Below are 21,903 nucleotides of genomic sequence, written 5' to 3' on the forward strand. Positions count from 1 at the left end.
CCGGAGTCTTTGCTAGTTCAGGAATGTTGTCTTGTTGTTTGTGGACTATTAGACTCAAGCTTTTATCTGATTTTACCCGTGTAGTTGTATTTCCGTCAACAACATTTTTTACTAAAGAAAGACTAACGCTGTAGACCTCCGGTGAGATTTCTTTAACTGATTCAATTTCAAAAGTGATATTTGGATCAAGATTATTAAAATAATTACTAAATTGCTGACCTAAAAGAATTTCGAGTTTTTGTTTTAGACTTTGCAAGTCTTGATTTGAAGTCTGGCTTGAGTCTGAGCCTTGACTAGTCTGAGGGCTGTCTTGGAAAGGAGTGGCAAAATAAGGTAAATTAGTAGAAAAAATTATGTTATAATAGAGTAACTAAGAATGAATTAATAAATTTGATATTGAATTAAGGGAGACTTATTATGTTTTTTGCCTAAAAAATCAGTTAGTGCGATTTTTCCATTATGTTTTTAAATATATTAGAATGCATTAAAATTAACCTTTGCAAAAAAAAAAAAAAAATGCTTGGTCTAAAAAAAATTTCTGTTATAATATGAGTCACTAAGAATAATTAATAAATTTTGAGATTAGAATTAAGTGGGGAATTAGTTATTTTTTTGTCATAAAAAAATCAGACAGTGCGAATTATCCATTATATTTTTAAATATAATGGAATGCCTTAAATTTACCTGTTTAGAAATCTTTAAATTTATGGCTTTTAGTTATTGTTCTTTCAAAACTTCATATATTTTTTTAGGCTCAATGTAAGTAAAAACGAGTTTTCTATTTGCATTGAGCTTAAATAGTAGTTGTATTTTTTATGATTTTTATTGTTTTATCTATAAATTGATTTTTGACAGATTTTTAAGCTAAAAAAGGTTGTTTAGATATTTTGTAATTTTGCTTTTTAAGTTAAAATTTTAGCTTTTTTAGTTTGATTAATAAGCAGATTTTTGTGCGTGAGTGTCAGATTTAAAATTCAGTGTTTTTGTTTTGATAGTTATTTTTCCTGAGTTTGCCAAAAAAGTCAAAGAAGTCCCAAAACCGTACACTTTTTTAGAATTATCTCATCAAACTGGGAAATTAGGGAAAACTGTCATAAACTTTTATTGATTGTATTTTAATAAATTAAAAAAAATTTTAAAATTAAGTAAAAATAAATTTTAAATTTAGTATAATTCTGTTTATTGAAAATAGCAAAAATGATAAAAAGGGAAAAAACCAGGAGGATTTTATGCAAAATAAAAAGACAAAAATATTAATTGGTAGTGCCGCTGCAATTTTACTAATGTCGACGGTCTTTGGAACTGTCGCTGGGCTTGCTGCTAAAACTAAATATCGCGGAGTTAATCCTACCCAAGGTGTTGTTAGTCAGCTCGGCCTAATTGATTCAGTAAGCTTTAAACCAAGCGTTGCTCACTTTACAAGTGATTATAAAACTGTTAAACAAGTAGTTTTAGGGGACAAAACTTTTAATGCCAACAGCACTGAATTTAGCGATTTTGCATCAAAATTCAATTTTTTAACTAATAATGGCCGTAGTGTTTTAGCAATTCCCAACAAATACAAAGTTGTTATTGAAAAATTTGAAGCCCAAGATGAACAACAACGTTTTTTCCTTTCCTTTCATTTAGAAGAAACTCTTGAAGACAAAAATGTTGCTCGCTCTGCAACAAAATCAATTTACCTTTCGGTAGTTGATGCCCCAAAAGCAGCTTTGGCTCAATTTAGTGATATTGTTGATTCAAATTTTGCTAATTTGACTCCTAGTCCACTTTCTCATTTTTCATCAACATCTGTTAAGCCTTTAGCCCTAACTCGCGCTGATGATTTTGCAAAAACATTGAATCAATTTGAAACATTAGAGGAATTTGAATCTCATTTAAGCAAATTTTTTGACATTCAGGCAATTAAGGCAAAAATTCGTCTTGAAGCCCAAGGCTTTGGCTTTGCCAAAGGTGACTTAGAAGAACCTTTTGTATTTAGTTTTGTTAAAAATCCACAAAACGCCAGTGAGTGAGCTACAACTCTAAATCAACAAGTTCCCTCAGTTCGTTTATATTTAAAAACTGAATTTGGGCCTCAGGCAAAGGCAACACTGGCTAATTATAAAAATAAAGATGAGTCATTTTTAACTTCAATTGATTTAGTCGCTAGTGATAAGTCTACTTTATTTGCTAACACCAAAGATCTAGCCGCTCAACTTGATGTTAATTTGCTTGATGCTTCTGATTATTATATTGATCCAGATAAGCCTCAGGTTGATTCAACAACTGGAGTTTTAGTCCCTTCTTCACTTAGTTTGTTCCAGCGTGATGTATTAAGAAAATCTTCTGATAGGTCAGTTGATAAATTTTCTTTGTTTCGTTATGATGCAATTAATTTTTATAAACAACTTCAAGAACTTGTAAGTAAACCTAGTGCAATTAAAGATATAATTGATGCCAGCCTAACACGTGGTCTGACTTTTTCTTTTGGTAAATATGATTTACTTTTTGATAATTTACGCGAGCATCTTGATTATGACTTTTTAGTTTCAAATGCTAAAATTCGTCAAAATTCCGTTTCAGGAAAATTATTTATTGAACTGCCAATCAAAATTAAGCTTAAATCTTCAATTTTTGGCGACAGCGGCCAAAATATTAAAACTATTTTGGAAAAAACTGTAAGTTTTAAACTTGATAATTTCCGCGATCAAAGTATCGAAGATGCCCTCGCCAGCCTTTATCCTGAACTTAACCAGCAGCTAAAACAATTAAAAGATGCCCAAACCACCCAAGATGCTGCCCAACAATTAGCTGCTATTTCTCCATTTCCGTCTCAGACAGCTAATCTAACCGTTGGTGCAACCAAAGAAAAGCCTTATGAACTTGTCCAAGGTGTTCCAAAGTCTTATTTACTTTCAAAATACGAAATTAAACAATTAATTGACCAAGGAGACCATAAAAAATTAATTAGTCTTTTAGCCGATCAAAATAGCTATAATATTGACTTTAAATTAGGTTCAACTCTGCAAAGCCAAAACATACAAGTCCCTAGCGACAAGGAAATAACCAATTTAAATGCAACAATTGACTCAGCTCAGTCATTAAAAAATGCTGATATTTATTCAGTTTCGACTTCTGCATTTAAAAATCGTGCTTCTTTATTTGCTTATTTCCGTTATCTTTTATCATTAGATCCTAAAGAGGCGATCAAAAAACTTGTTAATATTGGAACCCAAATGGGTCTTGAATTTGAAGGTTATAACGACTTACCACTAAATCCAACTTTAGAAGATTTAACAAAAGTAAAAATTAAAACCAAATTTGATAACTACGAGCACTCCCAAGATTTTCTAAGTCAGCAAGATGCTGAAGAAAATCAAGATCAATCCGTGGGAACAAAATTTGGTCTTAAACTTCTTGATTTTAATGGTTATTTTGCTAATGACATTACAAGTCCAAATCAAGGAATGGCTTTATTTTTACCAGCAAGTCTAGATTTTAATCAAACTCAGTCAACTTCAACTCAGTCAACCCCAGGTACTTCAACCCAAACTATAGACTGAAAAACTGAAATTACTAAAAATCTTGCTAGTGATAAAAACCAGTTAGCTCAGTTACCTTTTGCAATTTGAGACAGAATTATTGGCCAAGAAAAACAACAAGAAAAAGATAAAAAACTAACATTTAAAATTCTTAAAAATTACCAAGAGGCAATTAAAATTGCTAAACAGCCAGCTTTTTGAAATACTGTAGATATTGATAATAATCCTCAAGTTCCTTTTAAAAATCAGAATTTTAGTAAAATCTCAAGTCTTAGTGATTTAGTTTTTGCCTTTTATACTCAGGCAGCCTTAGCTAATAATTGAAATGAATATCAAGACTCAGGAGCACGTCCTTCAATTAAATTTGAAATTGAAGAAGATGCATCTGAAACCGCTAAAGAAGGTAATATAATTGGTCTAAAAATTAAATATGTTGTTGGCTTTGATGATAATGCTGGCAAATTTGTTGATGATGTAATTCAATCAACTCCTCAGACAATTTTTGTTCGCACTTCTGGGCAGTCAGAAGCAGAGGTAAAACAAAAAAATAATTTAGACCAAATGGTCGAAGATGCTCCCCTTTCAAGTCAGTCCTTAATTCTTGATGCTGAAAAATTTGGTCATTTACAAATTCTTGCTAATTCAATTTATGACAAGAAAAAACCAAAACCAGAAGAAGTTCCTCAAAAAAAATCAGAATTCCGCTGAATCGATGACAAAGTTCCTGGCCAGCCTCGTCCTGAAGTAAAAAGACCTGAGATCAATCAAGATGAATTTTTTAAAGACAAACTAAAACCAGTTTCGGTTCCAGTATCAACTTTCACTAGTCTCGATGAGAGTCCTTATTTTGCTAGCCCTTTCCAGGATGACTCGCAGACTAGTCAAACTACAGACTCATCAACTCAAACCCAAAACGAAGATTTACAAACTTTAAAACAAAAACTTGAAATTCTTTTAGGTCAAAATTTTAGTTCTTATTTTAATAATCTTGATCCAAATCTTACTTTTGAAATCTATTCAGTTAAAGAAGTCTCACCTCATGTCTACAGTGTAAGTTTAGCTTTATCAAAAGTAATCCAAAATGGTCAGAGCTCAACCAAAGTTAAATCAGATAAAAGTCTAACACTAGTAGTACAAAAGCAACAAACTAACATTCCTGAACTAACAAAATCTCCGCAAATTTCAAATACTTCTTGAGCAAAACAATATAATCCTGATGAGCCATTGGCAAATTCAACAACAATAACTCTTGAATTTAAAAACCCAATACCAAAAGATTCTAATGGTCAGCCAACAAGTCAGTGACTATCTTCTGTACCTTTGACAATTCATCCGGCTTTAATAAACATTTCTCCTCAGGCCGATGTTCTTGACGAAGCAGTAGCAAATGAGATTCTCTCGCGTTTAGACACCGATAGTTTAATTGACCCTCCTACTGAAGAAACTTTTAAAAAAATAATCCAAGAAAAGAAACAATCAACTGAAGTCATCAACGGTCTCAGAGATAAAGTTTCTGATATTACATCTAAGCTTATACGTCCTATTCAAAATGCGTTTGTTCGTCATCAAACAACTAAATCACATATTTTATCTTTAGCTCATATTCAAAATTCAAACCATTCACCAATTAAATTATCGCTAAATGCTTTAACAAACACTAACTCTGAAGTTAAAGTTGCAAATCTTAAACTTATTAACGAAAAAACTATTAGCTTTGACTTAGAAAGTTCAAATATTAAAAGGCTAATTAATGCCCCAATTGAAATAGCTTCTGAGTTAACTGACAAAAAATTTGATCTTGAATCAATGAGAGTTCATAATATTTTGAGTCAGGATAATTCAGATTCCGACACACAGACACACCAGCAAATTTCAACAATTACGTTTATTAAACCAAAATTTATTGTTGAGCGGACTGTCGGGGTGCCATGAAGTACATCACAAGTAACTTTTGCTGCTAAGAAAAATTTAAATGATCCAACAAAACGAGATCTGTCTAAAGTTAAAGACTCTAGCTTTTTTGTCTATGGATGGAGATTATTCACTATTCCATTTAGTGGCCAAAATCATGAAATCCCCGCTTTACAAGTCCAACCTCTTTTTGATCCACTTGTTGATATGTTTCCTGTACCTCAGGTTCAAAGTCTAACTAGTCTGTCATTTAAAGTTTTTGATCCTGATGGTTATTTATACCAAAAATTATATTCTAAATCAGCAACAAATGTTGATCTTTATTCTTATCGGCTTAATCAAACAAAAGAACAATCAACCCGTAAAGGTTGAACTAACCAACACCCAAGTCAGTTAGGTTTTACTAATAATAATTTTAGTTTGCCAAGTAACTATTTAAATATTATTACAAATCAGCCAACAAAAGTTACTTTTTATAATGCAAGTGATTTTATTACTGATTTATTTAATGATCCTGATCAAAAACAAGAAGATATTAATGACAAATACACTGATAATGTTAAAGAAAAAGTAGGAGCTAATGCTGCTGACTGAGGAAGTGCTTATTTTAACCTTTGGTATCCAAGAAAACTAATTCAAGAACAATCAAATATAATAAGTGCTAATTTAAATGACTTACTGTTTGTTGATCCAGATGAACTGGAAAAAAATATCAAAATGATTGCCCCGAATTTTACTAACTGATGGCCTAACTTTCAAAATTCAGAAGTTGCCGAAATTCGCACAAAACATAACGAAGAAGCCTACAAAAAAGTCAACCTTTTACCGCAAGGTTGAACCCAAATTCATGATGGGGGCTATCCACTCAAAGTTCAAAAAACTGCATTTAATCGCGACACTCGCACTTTTACACTTACAACAAATCTACCAATTCCAACCCAAGACTACTATCAAGATGTTAAGCCCACTGATGACTGACGTTTTGTTTTCCAAAACGATAATAATCAAATTGCAATGCTCAAAGCTAATATGCTAAAAGCTGGCTCAAAAAATCCTCACTATAAGGACAAGGGTTGGATTCAATTTGAAACTGTAATACCTGAACATTTTTTCTCAACAAATGTTAGATTTGCTGGAATATTTAAACAAGAAGATAAAAAACTAAAATGACTACCAATTATTGACACTGAATATGTTGTTGATGACCGTTATTTTGGTAATATTATCTCTGATCCTTTAGATCTTAAAAAAGCCCGTGGCCGTGGATTTACTAATAATGCCTTTGGTGATGTCTTCAAAGAATTTAACATTCACAGAAAAAAACAATCTTAAATAAACTTTAATTAAACAAATAAATTAAGCACAATTTAAACACAAATTAATTACCCCTTTGAGTTTTAACCGAAGGGGCTTTTTATTATTTTAAATTTAACCTTCTGAAAAAAAAAAAAAAAAGTTTGGTCAAAAATAAAATTATGTTATAATTACTCTCACTAAGAATAATTAATAAATTTTGATATTGGATTGAGGTGGAATCAAGGATGTTTTTGTCATAAAAAAATCAGAAAATGCGAATTATCCATTATATTTTTAAATATGATGGAATGCCTTAAATTTGACCGTTTAGAAATCTTCAAATTTATGGCTTTTATTTATGGTTCTTTCAAAACTTCATATGTTTTTTTAGGCTCGCTGCAAACAAAAACGAGTTTTCTATTTGCATTGAGTTTAAATAGTAGTTGTATTTTTTTATGATTTTTGACAGTGTTTTGAACTAAAAAAGTAGTTTAAAAATTTCATAATTTTGCTTTTTAAGGTAAAATTTTAGCTTTTTTAGTTTGCTTTATTTGATTAATGAGTAGATTTTCTTTTATGAGTCTTAGATTTAAAATTCAGTGTTTTTGCCTTGATAGTTATTTTTAACGGAAAATTTCCAATTAACTATCAAAAAAGAGTAAATAAAAAACTTGGGTAGGCCCCAAGTTTTTAGATTATTTCTTTGACTTATGTCTTAATTAAAACAAATCAGTAAACAAATGAAAATTAATTTTGTTCTTTAATTACATAAACAGATTTACGGTTTGTTAAGAAACGTCAGAGAATTCCAAGCACACCAAAGAAAATTACACTAATTATTAATAGCGCGATAAAGAAGACAGGAACTGATATTGCCAAAGCAAGGAAAATTGAATTTGAAGCAAGAATGTATGAGCTAAATATTCCCATTCCGAGCATTGCAAAAGGAACGCTTATTAGAGTTGCTATAATTAAAATTGGGAGATAAATGCTATAGAAAAGTCTTAATTTTGTTCGATTTGAATAGCCAAGAACGTCTAGAATTGCAATGTTTTCTTGATTTTCATTAATGATTGAAGAAGCGATAATTATTAAAATAATTAAGGAAACCGCTAGGAAAATAATGACAACAATATTAATTCCGGCTCCAAAAAGATTAGCAAAGTTAGAAATAAAGTTTGTTTCAATATTTTTAGCCTCAACACCTTGGGGGGCGATTTGATAAATTGTATTACCATAAATTTCGTTGAAATTTTTGAGTGCCTGTTTAATTGAAGAAAGGTTTTGGTTGACAAAGGTTTGGTTAGAGAGCGATGCAAAATCTAAGTTTGAATTTTGGTTAATTCAGGTTGCATTTTGTTGCTGGTTTTTGAGGTTAATAATTTTTAAAATTTCTTCTTTTGAGTAACCAGCAAGTTGTAAGGCACCTTTGTTTTGGTCTTGTTCGTTTTCACTAAAACCAAAAATGTTAGCAAAAAAACCAATTGTATCATCTTGATTTAGTGAATCAACTTTAATCTCTGAACTACCTGCTCAGTATCCAGAAGGTGAGTATAAAGTAAAGGAATTAGTAATTTGCTCAATATCAGGCGAAGCGAGAATTAATCCGTTAAATGGTTTTAAATTATAAAATTCTAAGGCTGAATCAAAAATATCAAGACCAAGAAGTTTATTTGCAACGTCCTGTGAGGTAATTAATTCTGAATTTATATAAGTATCAGAAATACCAATTATTTTAAATTTAGCTGTTTTTTGTGGAATATCACGAATTTTTGCTAAATAACGGTCAACAGTGTTAATAATTGGCATTTCAATTATTGAATCTATCCCTAAATTGTGTTTTTTGCCAAAAACGTGGTTGACAACTAAAGGATAAATATCATTTTCAATTTTGAAATCATTAATGGCTTTGAGTAAATCTTGGTTTGATTCATCTTTGATTTCAATTATTGGGTTATTTTGGCTTTGAGTATTATAACCATAAATTTTAAGACCATTTTCAACTGAAGATCCGTCATTATAGGAAGTGTCAATGTAAGTATAGACTTGATTTTGCGGTGTGTTTTCAGCATTAGGGCTTAGAGAAATTCCACCAAAGGAAACGGTAAAGTCTTTTTCAACATTTGGGTTCAAATATGACTCGACTAAAAATTTCCGGTATTCATCACGATTTTGTACTTGACCAAAAATTGATACTTCGTGAGCCAGGTAGTCGTTCTTTACAGGATCGAATTTAAAGTACCAAAATCTACCTAAATTAACATTCCCCGGATCGGCTAAATATTTAAAATATGGTTGTTTGTTAGCGATTTTTTCTTCAATATTTTGTGATTGTTCCATTTGGTGGACAACTTTGTTAGAAATTGAAAAAATATTATTTCTTAATGATTCAGGAAGATTTGAAAGAACAATATCAAAAATTGAAAGGTTATTTGTTTCACTAATTTTAATATTTAGTCCTGATCGAGAAAGAACAACCGGATTTTTGGAGTTAATATTTATCTCACCATTTTGGTTAGTATCACCAAACACGGAAGGATTTCCTGGGCGGAAGTAATTTGGCGAATTAGTGTTAATCTCTGAACCTGATCCAATTGGAACATATAAGTTTTTCTCAAGATTTTTTGGATTATAAACAACTAACGGCCCACCTTCACGCGTTGGACTAAAGAGATTTAATTTGTATGTATAATGACGATTTGAGTAAGTTTTTGTAATTGTGTTTTGGAAAATATTATGGGATGAGAGTGAAAAAATTAGGGCAAATTGGACAATAATAATTGCAATTACTAGTGAGATAATTTTTCAAGTTGAATTAATAACAAGAGAAATTGAAAATTTGTTGACAATTTTGGTTTTTCGAAATAGTTTTGCCACTCCTTGGGCGAATTTTGAAGTGTTAATTTCACTAATTCCTGATAATAATTGGTTAGGTTTTTGTTTTAAGTTTCAAAGAATTACTAAATAAATTAGCCCACTAATTGCTAAAAATGGAACTATAAAGGAAAATACAAATGAAATTGGCTCAAAACTATAAAGATTTACATCAAATTCTCAAAACTGTGAAATCAAGCCAACAAGCGGAATTTTGACAAAAAATCCAACTAAATAGCCAAGAAATCCACCAATAAATGAAATCAGTAAGCCAATTGAAAGGAATGAAGAAGCAATTTCAAAGAGTGTATATCCTTGAGCCCGAAGAATTCCAAGAACTTTATTGTTTGTTGAAATATAACGTTTGATAATAAAGGCAACAGCAAAAAGTACTAGAATTGATAAAAATAAGGTTATATAAATATTAATTGATGAGAAAGTAGAAATTATATTTGTTCCAACTGAAATCCGCAGTGATCTTTCGGGATTTAAAAAGTCAATTTCATTAGCACTAAATGTTCGCTGGAGGCGATTTAGGGCAAAATTTTTGGCAATTAAATCATCAGTATCTTGCTTGAATTTTTCCAGATCGCCTTCTGGTTTTAATTTGATTAGTAAGTAATTTTTTACTGGATTTGAACGGAATGAAAAGCGAGCCTTATCAAAACCGAATTTATTTACATACGCCAAGGCTTGATTTGTCGGGTCAAGTTTAATATTTTTTTCGTCAATAACTGGATATAAATAATCAACACTAAAATCAGAACCAACAATTATATATTTAAGACCACCAGCATTTAAAATGTATTTATCATCTAATTGATCAATTAATTTTTCAATATCACTGGCATTGTCAGGAATTTGTCCTTGGTAGATTTCTTTTTGATTTTGTTCTAAATAGGTATTATTGACTTTAATTACATATGCGCGATTATCATCAATATTAATTGAGTTGCTTGCAAGACGGGTAACAATAATTTTTTCGAAGAATTTCTCGTAAAATTTGTAAATATTAACACCGAAAAATTCAGGATTATCTTTTGATTTTTCCAGAATTGAAGTAGAAATATCTTTTAATTTGTAATAATCAAGCGAAACACTGCTTGCCAAATTGCTATAAATAAATGGCGGAAGTTCTTCACTACTATTTTTTATTTGTGATGATAAGAGCTCAATTAGTTGTGATTGCTGCGCTGAAGGATCAGCTTGAATTTGTCTTACAGATGGAATTCGTGACTGTAAAATAAAGGCAAGATTAAAATTGTTTGATTCAGTTTCGGTTAGGGCATCAGGATTTGTTGAAAATCATAAAGGAATTTGTGGCAGTTGAGCTGAGAAAAATTGTCCAAGCCCAAGAGAGTCTAAATTTAGCCCAACAAGTAGAGGATTTAAAGTCGCATATTGAGCAACAAGTGTTGATAAAAAGCGTTTTTTAAAAGGTGAGTCGGAAAATTTATTTTGTAGCAAATAATTATCCATTATATATTTAACAGATTTATTAAAGTTAGCATCAAAAGGATAATTTTGTGAATAATAAGCCAAATATCCTAAATTTTCAACCAATTCAGTTTGATTTTCAATTAGCCAGTTTTTAATAGTTTTTTTATTACCATGTTGGTCAGTATATTGTTTGTCAAAAACTGCATCATTTAAAAGATTTCTAAAGGTATTATCGTTTTTTAAATGCAAACTTGTAAGATAAGGTTGCAAAATTGACCTTGAAGCAGCAGGAAGTCCGGCAAAAAGTCCTTCTTGGTTTTGGAGATTTTTAATTCCACCAAAAAGTTGTGTATCATTTAAAATTCCATTTGTTGAAGAAGAACTAGCAAAAGAATATAATTTATTAAATGCTTGCTGGAGTTCTAAGTTTGGAAGGTTGTTTTCAGCAACAAAACGAATTCAAAAACGATAATTACGAATTGCAAGTGGAATAATTGAACTCGGATTACTAATAATTGAGCTTTGTAATTTATCAATTTGATCGGCTGAGGCTGAAATATAAATTGGCTTTAGTTTTAGTGGATTTCCACCAGAATTGCCATCTTCAACTGGAGCAGGAATTTTGATTGAATTTGTTAAAAAGTAAAGAATATCACCAATAGATTCAGAACTTGCAAAAATATTTGTATCATCAAGACTTGGCGGTTTAATATTTGTGATAATATTACCGGTTTTTGTAAAATTTTTAAAATTAAAGATTTCAAAAATGTCTTTGATTTCTTGGAGTCTATTTTTAATATCTTCAATATTATCAAGATTTGCAATTCTTAAATATCTATTTAGGAAAATTCGCTCATTTAGTGTTAAATTTGTAATTTTTATTTCAGGATTTTCGCTAAGTTTTGTCAGAATAGAACTTGCAAGAACATCAATTTGCTTACTTTTTTGCAAATTATCTGTATTTACAGCTGAATTTCAGTTAGCGCTAATAAATTGTAAATCATAAATGTCAATTTTGTCTTCATCAACTCCAGGAAGGAAATAACGAAGACCAACTTCTCCACTTCCTGAATCTTGTCCTTTTGATGAGGCATTAATTATTTTAATTAATGAATTTATTGTATTTTGTCTTGTTTTTTCATCTTTAAGAAAAGTTCCAACAAGGGAAATTAAATAATCATTAGCTTGTAGTTGATTTCGCTTGAAAAACTCTTGGTTTTCTTGTGCTTTTTTCAAATTTTCTGGCAGATTTACATATTTATCATAACCATCTGAAAAAGAAGTTTTGGTTAGATAATCAAGATTTTTTGCAAAAGTTGCAATGTCAAAATTAGTAATTAATTCAATTAGACCTTCGTTAATGTTTGAATAAGGATTGTCACTACCTTTTCCGTTTAATTTTCCAAGAATTTTGATAATCTGAGCTTGTTTGTCTTTTGCAAATTTTTCAACAATTGGTTTTGTTAAAAATCCAAAAAAGCCTTTGGTTTTTTGGTCAACAACAGTTGAAAACATTGCATTAAAATCAATTTCATTAACAATATCAATTAGTCCTGATTTTATCCTTTGTTGGTCAATTGACTTTAAAAATTCTTTGACAAAATCGGAAGTTGAAAAAAGACTAATTAAATTTGTTTTGTTTTTGTTAGCTTCTTCGAATCAATTGTTTAAATTAGTAAGCATTTTTTCAAAGTCAATTGAATAAATGACTTTTTTAAATCCATTTAACAAATTAATTGGATTTTTAATTGCCTTAGCGAGTGCCTCAACACCACCAAGACGTTGAATTTGATCAAAAATGTCAACGCCAAAAGTAGATAAAACTGAGTTTAATGAAAAAATTTGTCTAAGAAGATAAAGACTTCGATCTGAATTAGAAACGGCAGATTCTTCAGTTTTATGAATTATTTGGTCAACAAAATTAGCAAGAACATCATTAATAATTGTTGGGCGGTTATTTTTAATTAAATTATGACCGGCCTTTACGAGTAATTCAGAAAGCAAATTATAATTTTTAGTTCGAAAAGAAAGAATATCAACTAATTTAATTTCATCAGCAGCATTAGCAAGAGCGGCAAAAATTGCATCTACATCCGGTTTTAAGAAAAAGCCATTATCGACTAAAGCAGAATTATTTAGTGCATCAGCAGCTTGTAAAAATAATGAACGGGCTGATTTTTGTGTGTCAATTTCATTTTGAACATTAGTTGAAAAGTAATAGTAAATCAGCGGAATTGTTGCTGTATTTGAAAAATTATCTACCCGTCTAAATCAACCATTTTGCGAAATTTTTGCATCAATTTCAAAGTTTTTATTTGCCAAGAAATTTGCAAGTAAAGCTTGCGTTCTCTGCTCGCGACTTCCAGGAGCTGAAGAGTCAGTTTTTATAATATTTTCAGGAAGCAGAGTTCATTTAGTCTCACCAAGGTTTTTAAAAACATAACCAAATTGGTAATTTGGCAGCAAAATTATTCCGTGGAAATCGAGGTTGCCAAAATTGTTTGTAGTCGGAATTGGATTTTCGTCCTGAACTTTTTTAAGTAAGACAATTTTTGTATTTAAAATGTTTTGGTAAAGCAATTTTTGATCATCTTGAAATTCAACATTACCAAATGTTACTTTTAAATCAATCAAATTTGGATCAATTCCGTAACTCTCATGAGCAGCAGCAATTATTTTAGCCTGGAAAATTGGCGGAATTTTTGTATTTGAATCATCTAAAATTTTTCCTACTTGTGGAAATAGTTTAGTTTCTCTTTTTGATTTATAGTCTTGAATTTCGTTAAATAGCCTTCCAAGTTGTTGCTGTTGTTCTAAGTTTTGATTATCAAAACTAATTTTATTAAAAACTTCAGGACTAATTCCGGAATTAATAAAATGAATTACTTGGTTTGTTGTTGAATCTTTGCCTTTTTGTTGAACGTCAATTGTAAAAGTTTGTCTTGTTCCAATTGAGTCAACTACTTTTACATCTCTTCCATTAACTTTTTGTGTGTAGTCTTGCAAATAATTATAAAAATAAACATTTGCATATTCTTGAACATTTTGTGAAAGTTTTAAAAAGGTTGCATTTTTAATATTAGAATTTGATAAGTTATTTAATTCTTCATTTGTAACAAGTGCTAAATTATTACTATTTAATTGTTCAATTTGGGCAATTGTACTTACAAAAGAAGGATCACCCTTTTTTTGGAAATTAACGGTTAAATCTGCGATTGAAAGATCTGCAGAGACAACAGTTTCATGATCGCCATCAGTAGTTATTATCCGTTTTTCCCAGTAGTTAATATTTTGTAATTCTTCAAATTGTTTAGGGTTATTATTTTTTAAATAAAGCAAATATTCTTTAATAAAACCAGTGAAATTTTGACTATTTGCATCAATTTCTTTAAGTTTATATTTGTGATTGATATATTCAACTTTAGATCTTAGATCACGAACTCAGTTTGGCAATAATTGGTAGTTTTGACCTGGATCTAAAATTTTAAACTCATTAGAGCTTCAGTTTATAGCCTTTGTTAATTTAAAAGTTTTAGAATTAATTCGTGCAGTAATTGAATTAGAATTTTCAGTAAAACTAACAAACGATCCACTGTTATTTTGAATCTCAAAATCACCATCAACTTTTTGTCTAATATTTAAAAGTGCATGCAAATCTTGCCCTTTTAATTCAAAGCCAATTCCTTGTCTTTGTCAACTTGAGCCTAAAATTGGATCAAAAGTAGCTTGTTTTGTAACACCATTAATGACAAGTGAGTTAGCAAAATTGATAATAATTTTATCCCCTTGTTTGAAATAAACAAGAATGTCACTAGCTTTGTAAGTTGTTTTGTCTAAGGTTATTTGATCACTTGTACTCAGAGAATATGATTTTACTTTTTTTTGAAAATTTTTACCATCACTTGTTGTATAAACTGGCAAAAATGCTTGTTTTGACAATGAAAATGTGTTGTCATCATTTAATTTTGCATTAAAGTAAAATTCGCGACTAAATTCGCTTGAGAGAACATATTCATCCTTGCTTAAATTAGGTGAAATTGAACCTAAACTAATAAAATTATCTTTTATTATTAGTTGTTTTTTACTTTTTTCGGACTTGAGTGGTTGATAAACATCTGGTTTGAGTTCATCATATCCTTCGTTTTGGGCGTTTCCAAAATAATTAAATTCAGTATTAATCGTTGCATCATGAAGACCAGAAAAATTTTTATACTCATCTAATCGGTCTTCATAGGCACGATTTGTCGTGAATAAAGTTGTAAAAATTACGGCGGTAAAGAAAACTAAAGTTATTAGCCCAACAAAAATAACTTTAGTTTTTAAAAACATTGCAAATATGTGTTTAAAAATCTTTTTCATAGGCTACCTACCTTAAAACTTAAAATTATAGTTTAAAAAATAAAAATAGCAAACAAAAAAATAAATTAAAATTAAAAAATTAACTCGACAAATTGACCATATATATAAATATTAAATTATATATATAGTTAAAATCTCGCCTAAATTTTTAAGACTCATGCTGGAATTAGCCCTAAAAAAACTTTTTTAAATTAGTAAATTTTTAAAAAAGATTTTTTTATTTAAAAATGTAGTATAATTTAATTTTTATTTTATTTTTCTAGTTTGCTCCTTATCTAATTGGACCAATCTAATCCATTTGTATTAAAAAAATCTGGAATAACAAAAAGAAGCGGGGTAAAATAATGAAAAAAAATATCTCCAAACCTGATTTTTCTAAAGCATTCAAAATATTTTTAAGTTTTGGTACTTTATCTCTGGCCGTCTCTGGAATTACTTTGATTGGTATAAAAAATCGCGATAAAACCGAGCATTTTAACATACCAATAACCCATTCAGCCCAGGAAACCGAAAAACTTTTAGACCAAATTAACTATTTATCAATTGGTGATTCAATTTCTGCTGGTTTTAATTGAGATTATTCTATTGATCTCCGCGGAAAAATTGATGCAAATAACAAAATTAACGGACTATCATATCCAGCATTTTTTGCTAGTTTTATTCAAAAAATAAAACCAAATGCACTTAAATCCTTTGATAATTTAGCCCTTTCTTGAACAACAATTAGCGATTGACTTTATTTACTTAATCCCGAAAATCCAGTCTATAAACATTCTGATAAGACCCATTTTAATTTCAATTATCATTTAGACCAAAAATTAGACTCACCATATGGACAGCAAATTCGTGACATTTTTGGTGATTTTAATTCAAATAACTACCCAAAACTACGTCAAAAAATTCAAAATTCTAATTTGCTAACTCTTTCATTAGGTGCAAATGATTTAATGGAAGCTATTGATTTTCGCACAATCGCTAAACCGATGCAAAAACTTGCTTCAAAAGCTGAGGCAAATTTTGAATTTGCCCAAAATATTGAAATTGCAAATCAAAGAATTTACAGAAACTTACAATTACTAATTCAAACTTTGCGAAGAATCAACCCTAATTTACAAATAGTTTTAGTTGGCTATAATTCTTTGTCTTCAAAAATCATTAAATTCTTTGAAAAAATGCTCACAAACGAAATTGGCGTTTCAGAAAATTATGCTGATTTAGTAATACAACGTTTGAATTCAACAATTAAAAAAGCCGCAAAAAGCCAAAAAGTAAACTATGTTGATTTATACAACGAATCAATTTGACAAGAAAAAAGTTCTGAATTTAGCACAAATGACATAGACATTCACCCCTCAACTAAGGGCTATAAAAAAATGGCTCAAGATTTGCTGTTCAAATTAGCTTTTGAACAAGACTTAGAGTTCAAAAAAGATGCAAATACTAAATTAAACTGAGACGAAAATTATGTTCAAAAAGACGCTAATTCTTACCGTCGAATTCTAAATTTAGGTGAAAATTCAGAAATTTTGAAGGCTTTAACCGTTGACAATTCACCTGAAAAATTTATTTCAGAAAATTCTGAAATTGAAGAGCTAACCACTCAAAATGTTAAAAAAGCAACTCAATCACCGATAGAAAATTTTCTAAACGTAATACTAAACAATAATTTTGGCGCGTTTTTAAACCGTTTTGTCCAGTTAGCTGTTCAAAATAATTCAAGTGTGCAAAAAATTTTGACTGATTTTTGACAGGAAAACCAAAATTTAGGCGCTTCTTTTTCCGAAATTTTGCAAAAAATTTACTCAAGTGGCTTTTTTAGCAAAATTATCAACCGTTTCCAGGATTATGTTGAAGATGTAACTAATAATAAAACTTGAGAAAAAGCAACAATTTCTGGCCTTGTTAATTATATTTTTGCTGATTTTGACGAAAAACAAATAATTGATGTTTTAAATACGGTTGTAACTTCTGAATTTGCAGATAAAAATCCTGAAAAAATTAAAGAATTAATTTTTTCATCCATTTTTGGCCAAACAATAATCCAAGATTTGCTAATAAATAACATTATCAAAATTGACCTTAAAAATAAGGAAGACTTAAAAGTTGTCTTTACCTTTGACTCAATAAGAAAATTATTTTCTAAAATAATTACTGACTACCATCTTCGTTCAAGCGAATATAAAAATTCACAGAATTTTCACGAAATAATTCGTACTTATTTAGAAAATCCTGAAAATGACAGCGATAATGTTGTTTTCATTCGCAATTTTATCTCAGAAACTCTAAAACATCATGAGTCTGTTAAATTATTAGTATCAATTATTAACGACAATTTTGAGTTCAATTTGAACGAGGAAGATCAAAATGCGCTTGTTAATCTTTTAGTTTCAATTGCCGATGTTGTTGTTCGCACTAATGTTTGGGCTAAACTAAATGATCAAGCAGCCAAAAATTTCCTAGATGTTATCAAAAAAATCAATACTACTGATATCTCTGAAAATATTGCTTCAATTTTTTCAGAGCAAATTTATACAAATTACTCATCTTTTTTTAAAGATTCCAAAAATTTACTTGATTTATTTCACGAACTTTTAAGTTTTGATTTGAGCCAAAACCAAATTGACTCACTAAAAAAATTACTTAATAAATTCTACCCAATTTTAACAAAATTTGACCTAACTAATTTTATTGATGAGTCAACCCCTAATTTTGCTAGTTTTTCATTCTTTTTTGATTCAGCTAAAGATTTTTTAGCTTCAAATTCATTTAAACCACTGGCTGACATTGTAAATCAAGCCATCGATGATTTTTTAGTAAATAAAAACAAATACCAACAAATTGACAACTTAAATCGTTTTGGCTTTCAGTTTTTAGCTAATAATTTACCAAAACTTGAGGAAAATGTTTATGAATTTATCGCCAGAAATGTTGAAAAAGAGGAATTTTTAACTAATCTTACTAGTTTAATTTCAAGTTCATTAAGCTCATCGGGCTTAACTGAAAAATCAATTAAGACTTTTACATCAATAATTGAGCTAATTTTTCAAGATTTTCGCGTTAAATATCAAGCTTGAAAAGAAGACAAAGATGCTCCAACTGATAATTTAATTTTTGGATTTGTAAAAGCCGCCTTACAAAACTTTGAAGCTTTTTATAAAGAAAATTCTGAAGAACACAATTCAGCAAAACTACTTTTAGAAGAAGCTAAGAAACAACAAAATCAGCTAGAAATTGAAAAATATTCTCACGAAGTTTCTTTAACTGATCAAAAACTATCCTTTCAAAATTTTTCATCATACTTTTTAAATAATTTTTTCACTCAAGATACAATTTATAGTCTCTTAAAAAATCTTGCAAGTCTTAATTTTAAAAGTAAAATCTCAAATGGCGACCTGGTTTTATTTTTCAAAAACCTTTTTGGACAGTCTTTTTTACAGAACCAACTTCTTGGTAAATTAAATCAAAATAGTTTTTTTAGCAACCCTAAAATCCAAAAATCACTTTTAAACATTTTAACAAACTTTTTTGAATCAAAGCAAGTTGAACAATTACTTTCAGAACTAATTAAGTACTTTTTTGACAAAAAACAATTCGAATTACACCCAAACTTTAATTCACTAGTTGAAAATTTTCTCAAACAAAACACTAAACTAATTGAAGAAGTTTTTACTCTTTTTTTAGGAGATTCTTCAACTTGAGATTCAATTTCTGAATTTTTAAGAATAATTTTGGCTGAATATAAATTAGATTTGTCTGAAACTTCAGTTAATACAATTTTGCAATTAGTTCGTGATATTTTTTCAAAACTAAAAGACTCAACTTTAGATTTTGATACTGACCCAAAAACTTATTCACCACTGACAATAAAAGCACTGATTTCAATTATACTTGATGCAATTTCAGGTAATTCTACCCCTAAAAAACCGGTTCTTGAGACTTTATTTGACAGTTTTAGCGTTGATATTGCTAATTTTTATTATTCTTCTTCAGAGGAAACAACTGTCGATGCCTCAAACAAACTTTCCCAAGATAATATTGCGACCTTAATTTCCGAAGTTGTTAGAAGTAAACCTATTTCTGAACAGATTCGCGCAGGTTTAGCTAATATTCCAAAAGAATATCTTGACAGTGTTATGCCAATTTTTAATTGGTTTTTAGAATCACCGGCACTAAAAGATATGTTTAAATCATATTTTAAAATAGTTGCAAAAACCAACATTAAACAACCACTGAACAACCTTTCATTGATTAAGACACTTTTTGAAAAGCAATATTTTAACAAAATTATTGGCGAATTTATTGTTGAATTAGATGAAAAAGACAACAAGTTAACCGATAATTTTTCAACACTAGTTGGAAAAATGCTTAATACTCAATTTGACAAAACTGAATTTCAGCCATTTTTCAAACTAATAAAAGAAATAATAAAAAATAATCTTGACAATTTTTACAAAGAAGAAGCTGATCCAAAAGGACTTATTCCAGACGAATCTTTCACTGTTAATGTAAGTGAGGATTTTTCCCAAGTATTAGTCAGTACTCAACCTTTTAGTGAAACTGACCAAACCCAACCTCAAACCCAAAACTCTTCATCGCAAGAAACAAAATCATCTCAAATTCCGGCAAATTATTCTAAAGAAAATGCCTTATTAACAAAATTTATATCAATTTTGAGTGAATTAACAAGCGGTAAGGTTGCTTTTTCAAATCTTAAAACACTTTTAGAGACCGAAATTGGAAAAGAAGAATTTATTATTGACCTTATAAAACAAATTGCGTCAGTTTATGGTCAAATTTCTCCAACTGAAAGAGACAATCTCTGAAATATCATCGTTAAAATTTTTAATTCAACATTTTTCAAAGACAAAATTAATCTGTTAAGTATTGGTGATGTGTCTAGCTTTTCACTCTTTAGTGGTTTATCAGCGGACAAAAAGGCAAAAATTGAACCATTACTTAAAGAATTGCTTGTAAAATTTTTACCTAAACCAATGAATAAAGTTTTAATTTTTCGCCTTTTAGATTATATGAACAAAAATTCTGCTTTATTCAAAGAAGTAAAAACATTTTCTGGGCTTTTAGTTAAATTTTTAAGTGATCAACCCAATAAAAATGCCAATAATACTCAGACAAATTCCCAAAATGAATCAAATTCAGCATTTTTAAAATCATATTTATGATCTGTGGTTGATTTTTTGATAAAAGATAATGAATTTGCAGATTTAGCAGCCGACATAATTGGTGTATATTTAAAATTAAAATTAGATAATAATCAAAATCTTACCAAGTTTAAAATAGAAAACCCGAGAAACATAATAACTAAATTTCTCGATGACTTTATAAATTTAGGGTTAGAAAATCCGTTACTTTCAGGAATTTTAGATCAAATTGTACAATCCATCAAAACCTTAAATCCTGATGAAAAAAGCTCAAGCTTTTTTAGTGCTATTTTTAGCAAATTAGATTTAGCAAAATTAATTAATCTTGATTTAGTTGTTAAAATTGAGCCAAAAATTAGTGAAAATGATTCAACAGACCAAACCCGAACCGATCGAAAAGATTTAATTGATGAAACAAAATTAACAATAAAAACCCCAACTAATCAAAAAATTTCAACTAAATCAATTGCTGATTTTTTTGATTTAATATTTTTAGCCTCACCAGATTGAGATAATACAAAGCAAAATGATGCTTCGCCAATTTTAAAAGAATTAAATCATATAAAATACACCGGAATTCAATTTGAATCAATTTTTAAATCAGGTCAAAAAGACCCTCAACTTGAGGCAATCTCTAAATTATTTCATAGAATTTGGCACTCTGAGAACAATGGATCTAATCAAATTTCCATACAAAATTTTAAAAACTCATCAAAAGGAAGACTGCTTTATAGATTGGTGTTAATTCTTCTTTTTTATACATATGAATCAAGAATTTCTGAAGCCACCTATTTAGTTCGAACTTGAGGGTTTTACGGTGGTGCTTTGTCTTCTTATACTGCATCTGAAATAATCCGTGCTTCATTGCAAAGTGGTGAGCAATCAAATAAAAATAAAACTAATAATAACAATTATAAAACCTTTATTGATAGTGTAATTGGCGATCCTGTAAAAAGTAAAGGTTGGTTTTCAAATACTTATTACAAATCTTGAGATGTCAAATTAAACGATATGTTAACAATGATTTATTACAATAAAGAAGAAAATCGTTTTCATAATGATACTGGTCAACCTAAACTAAAAGACCAAATTTTACAGCAAATCCACGATGGAACTTATCCTGATAAATTTGATAATCCAATTAAAAGATAGTAAATAAATATAAAATTTGAATCAATATTAATATTTTTTAGCGCTAATTAATTTTATACTCTTTTTATAATAGAGTTTTGCTTGTATATTTAATCATAGAAATCTTCTAGAGGTGTTTAGAAGTTTTTTCATTTTCTAATAATAAATATTAGAAAATAAGTACAAATTTCACTAGTTTTTGACCGTAC

General features: G+C 29.3%; 5 protein-coding genes. 2 read left to right on the forward strand and 3 right to left on the reverse strand.

Annotation, left to right across the window (positions count from 1 at the left end):
• Both R7X45_RS00960 and R7X45_RS00965 read right to left on the reverse strand, forming a co-directional pair.
• Positions 1-256 (reverse strand): hypothetical protein (locus tag R7X45_RS00960; RefSeq protein WP_318055578.1); only part of this gene is annotated, 256 nt, incomplete at its 3' end.
• A 677-nt stretch (positions 257-933) separates the two neighbouring features.
• Positions 934-1,095: a hypothetical protein gene (locus tag R7X45_RS00965; protein WP_303438330.1), complete on the reverse strand. Its 162-nt coding sequence runs from the start codon at positions 1,093-1,095 to the stop codon at positions 934-936.
• 134 nt (positions 1,096-1,229) lie between these two features.
• Here R7X45_RS00965 and R7X45_RS00970 point away from each other — a divergent pair, with 134 nt between their 5' ends.
• A complete protein-coding gene (locus tag R7X45_RS00970) occupies positions 1,230-6,767 on the forward strand; it encodes a P97 family adhesin (RefSeq protein ID WP_318055579.1) in 5,538 nt (1,845 codons plus the stop codon).
• Between the two features lie 711 nt (positions 6,768-7,478).
• On the opposite strand, the gene R7X45_RS00975 is transcribed toward R7X45_RS00970, so the two are convergent.
• Entirely contained in the window at positions 7,479-15,404 is a 7,926-nt protein-coding gene (locus R7X45_RS00975; RefSeq protein WP_318055580.1) for an ABC transporter permease, read from the reverse strand.
• 344 nt (positions 15,405-15,748) lie between these two features.
• On the opposite strand from R7X45_RS00975, the gene R7X45_RS00980 reads away from it, so the two are divergent.
• Positions 15,749-21,715, forward strand: a complete 5,967-nt coding sequence (locus R7X45_RS00980) for an SGNH/GDSL hydrolase family protein (RefSeq protein ID WP_318055581.1) — start codon at positions 15,749-15,751, stop codon at positions 21,713-21,715.
• Positions 21,716-21,903: the final 188 nt, after the last annotated feature.

The sequence above is a fragment of the Mesomycoplasma ovipneumoniae genome, assembly GCF_033343935.1.
GTDB lineage: Bacteria > Bacillota_I > Bacilli_A > Mycoplasmatales > Metamycoplasmataceae > Mesomycoplasma > Mesomycoplasma ovipneumoniae_G.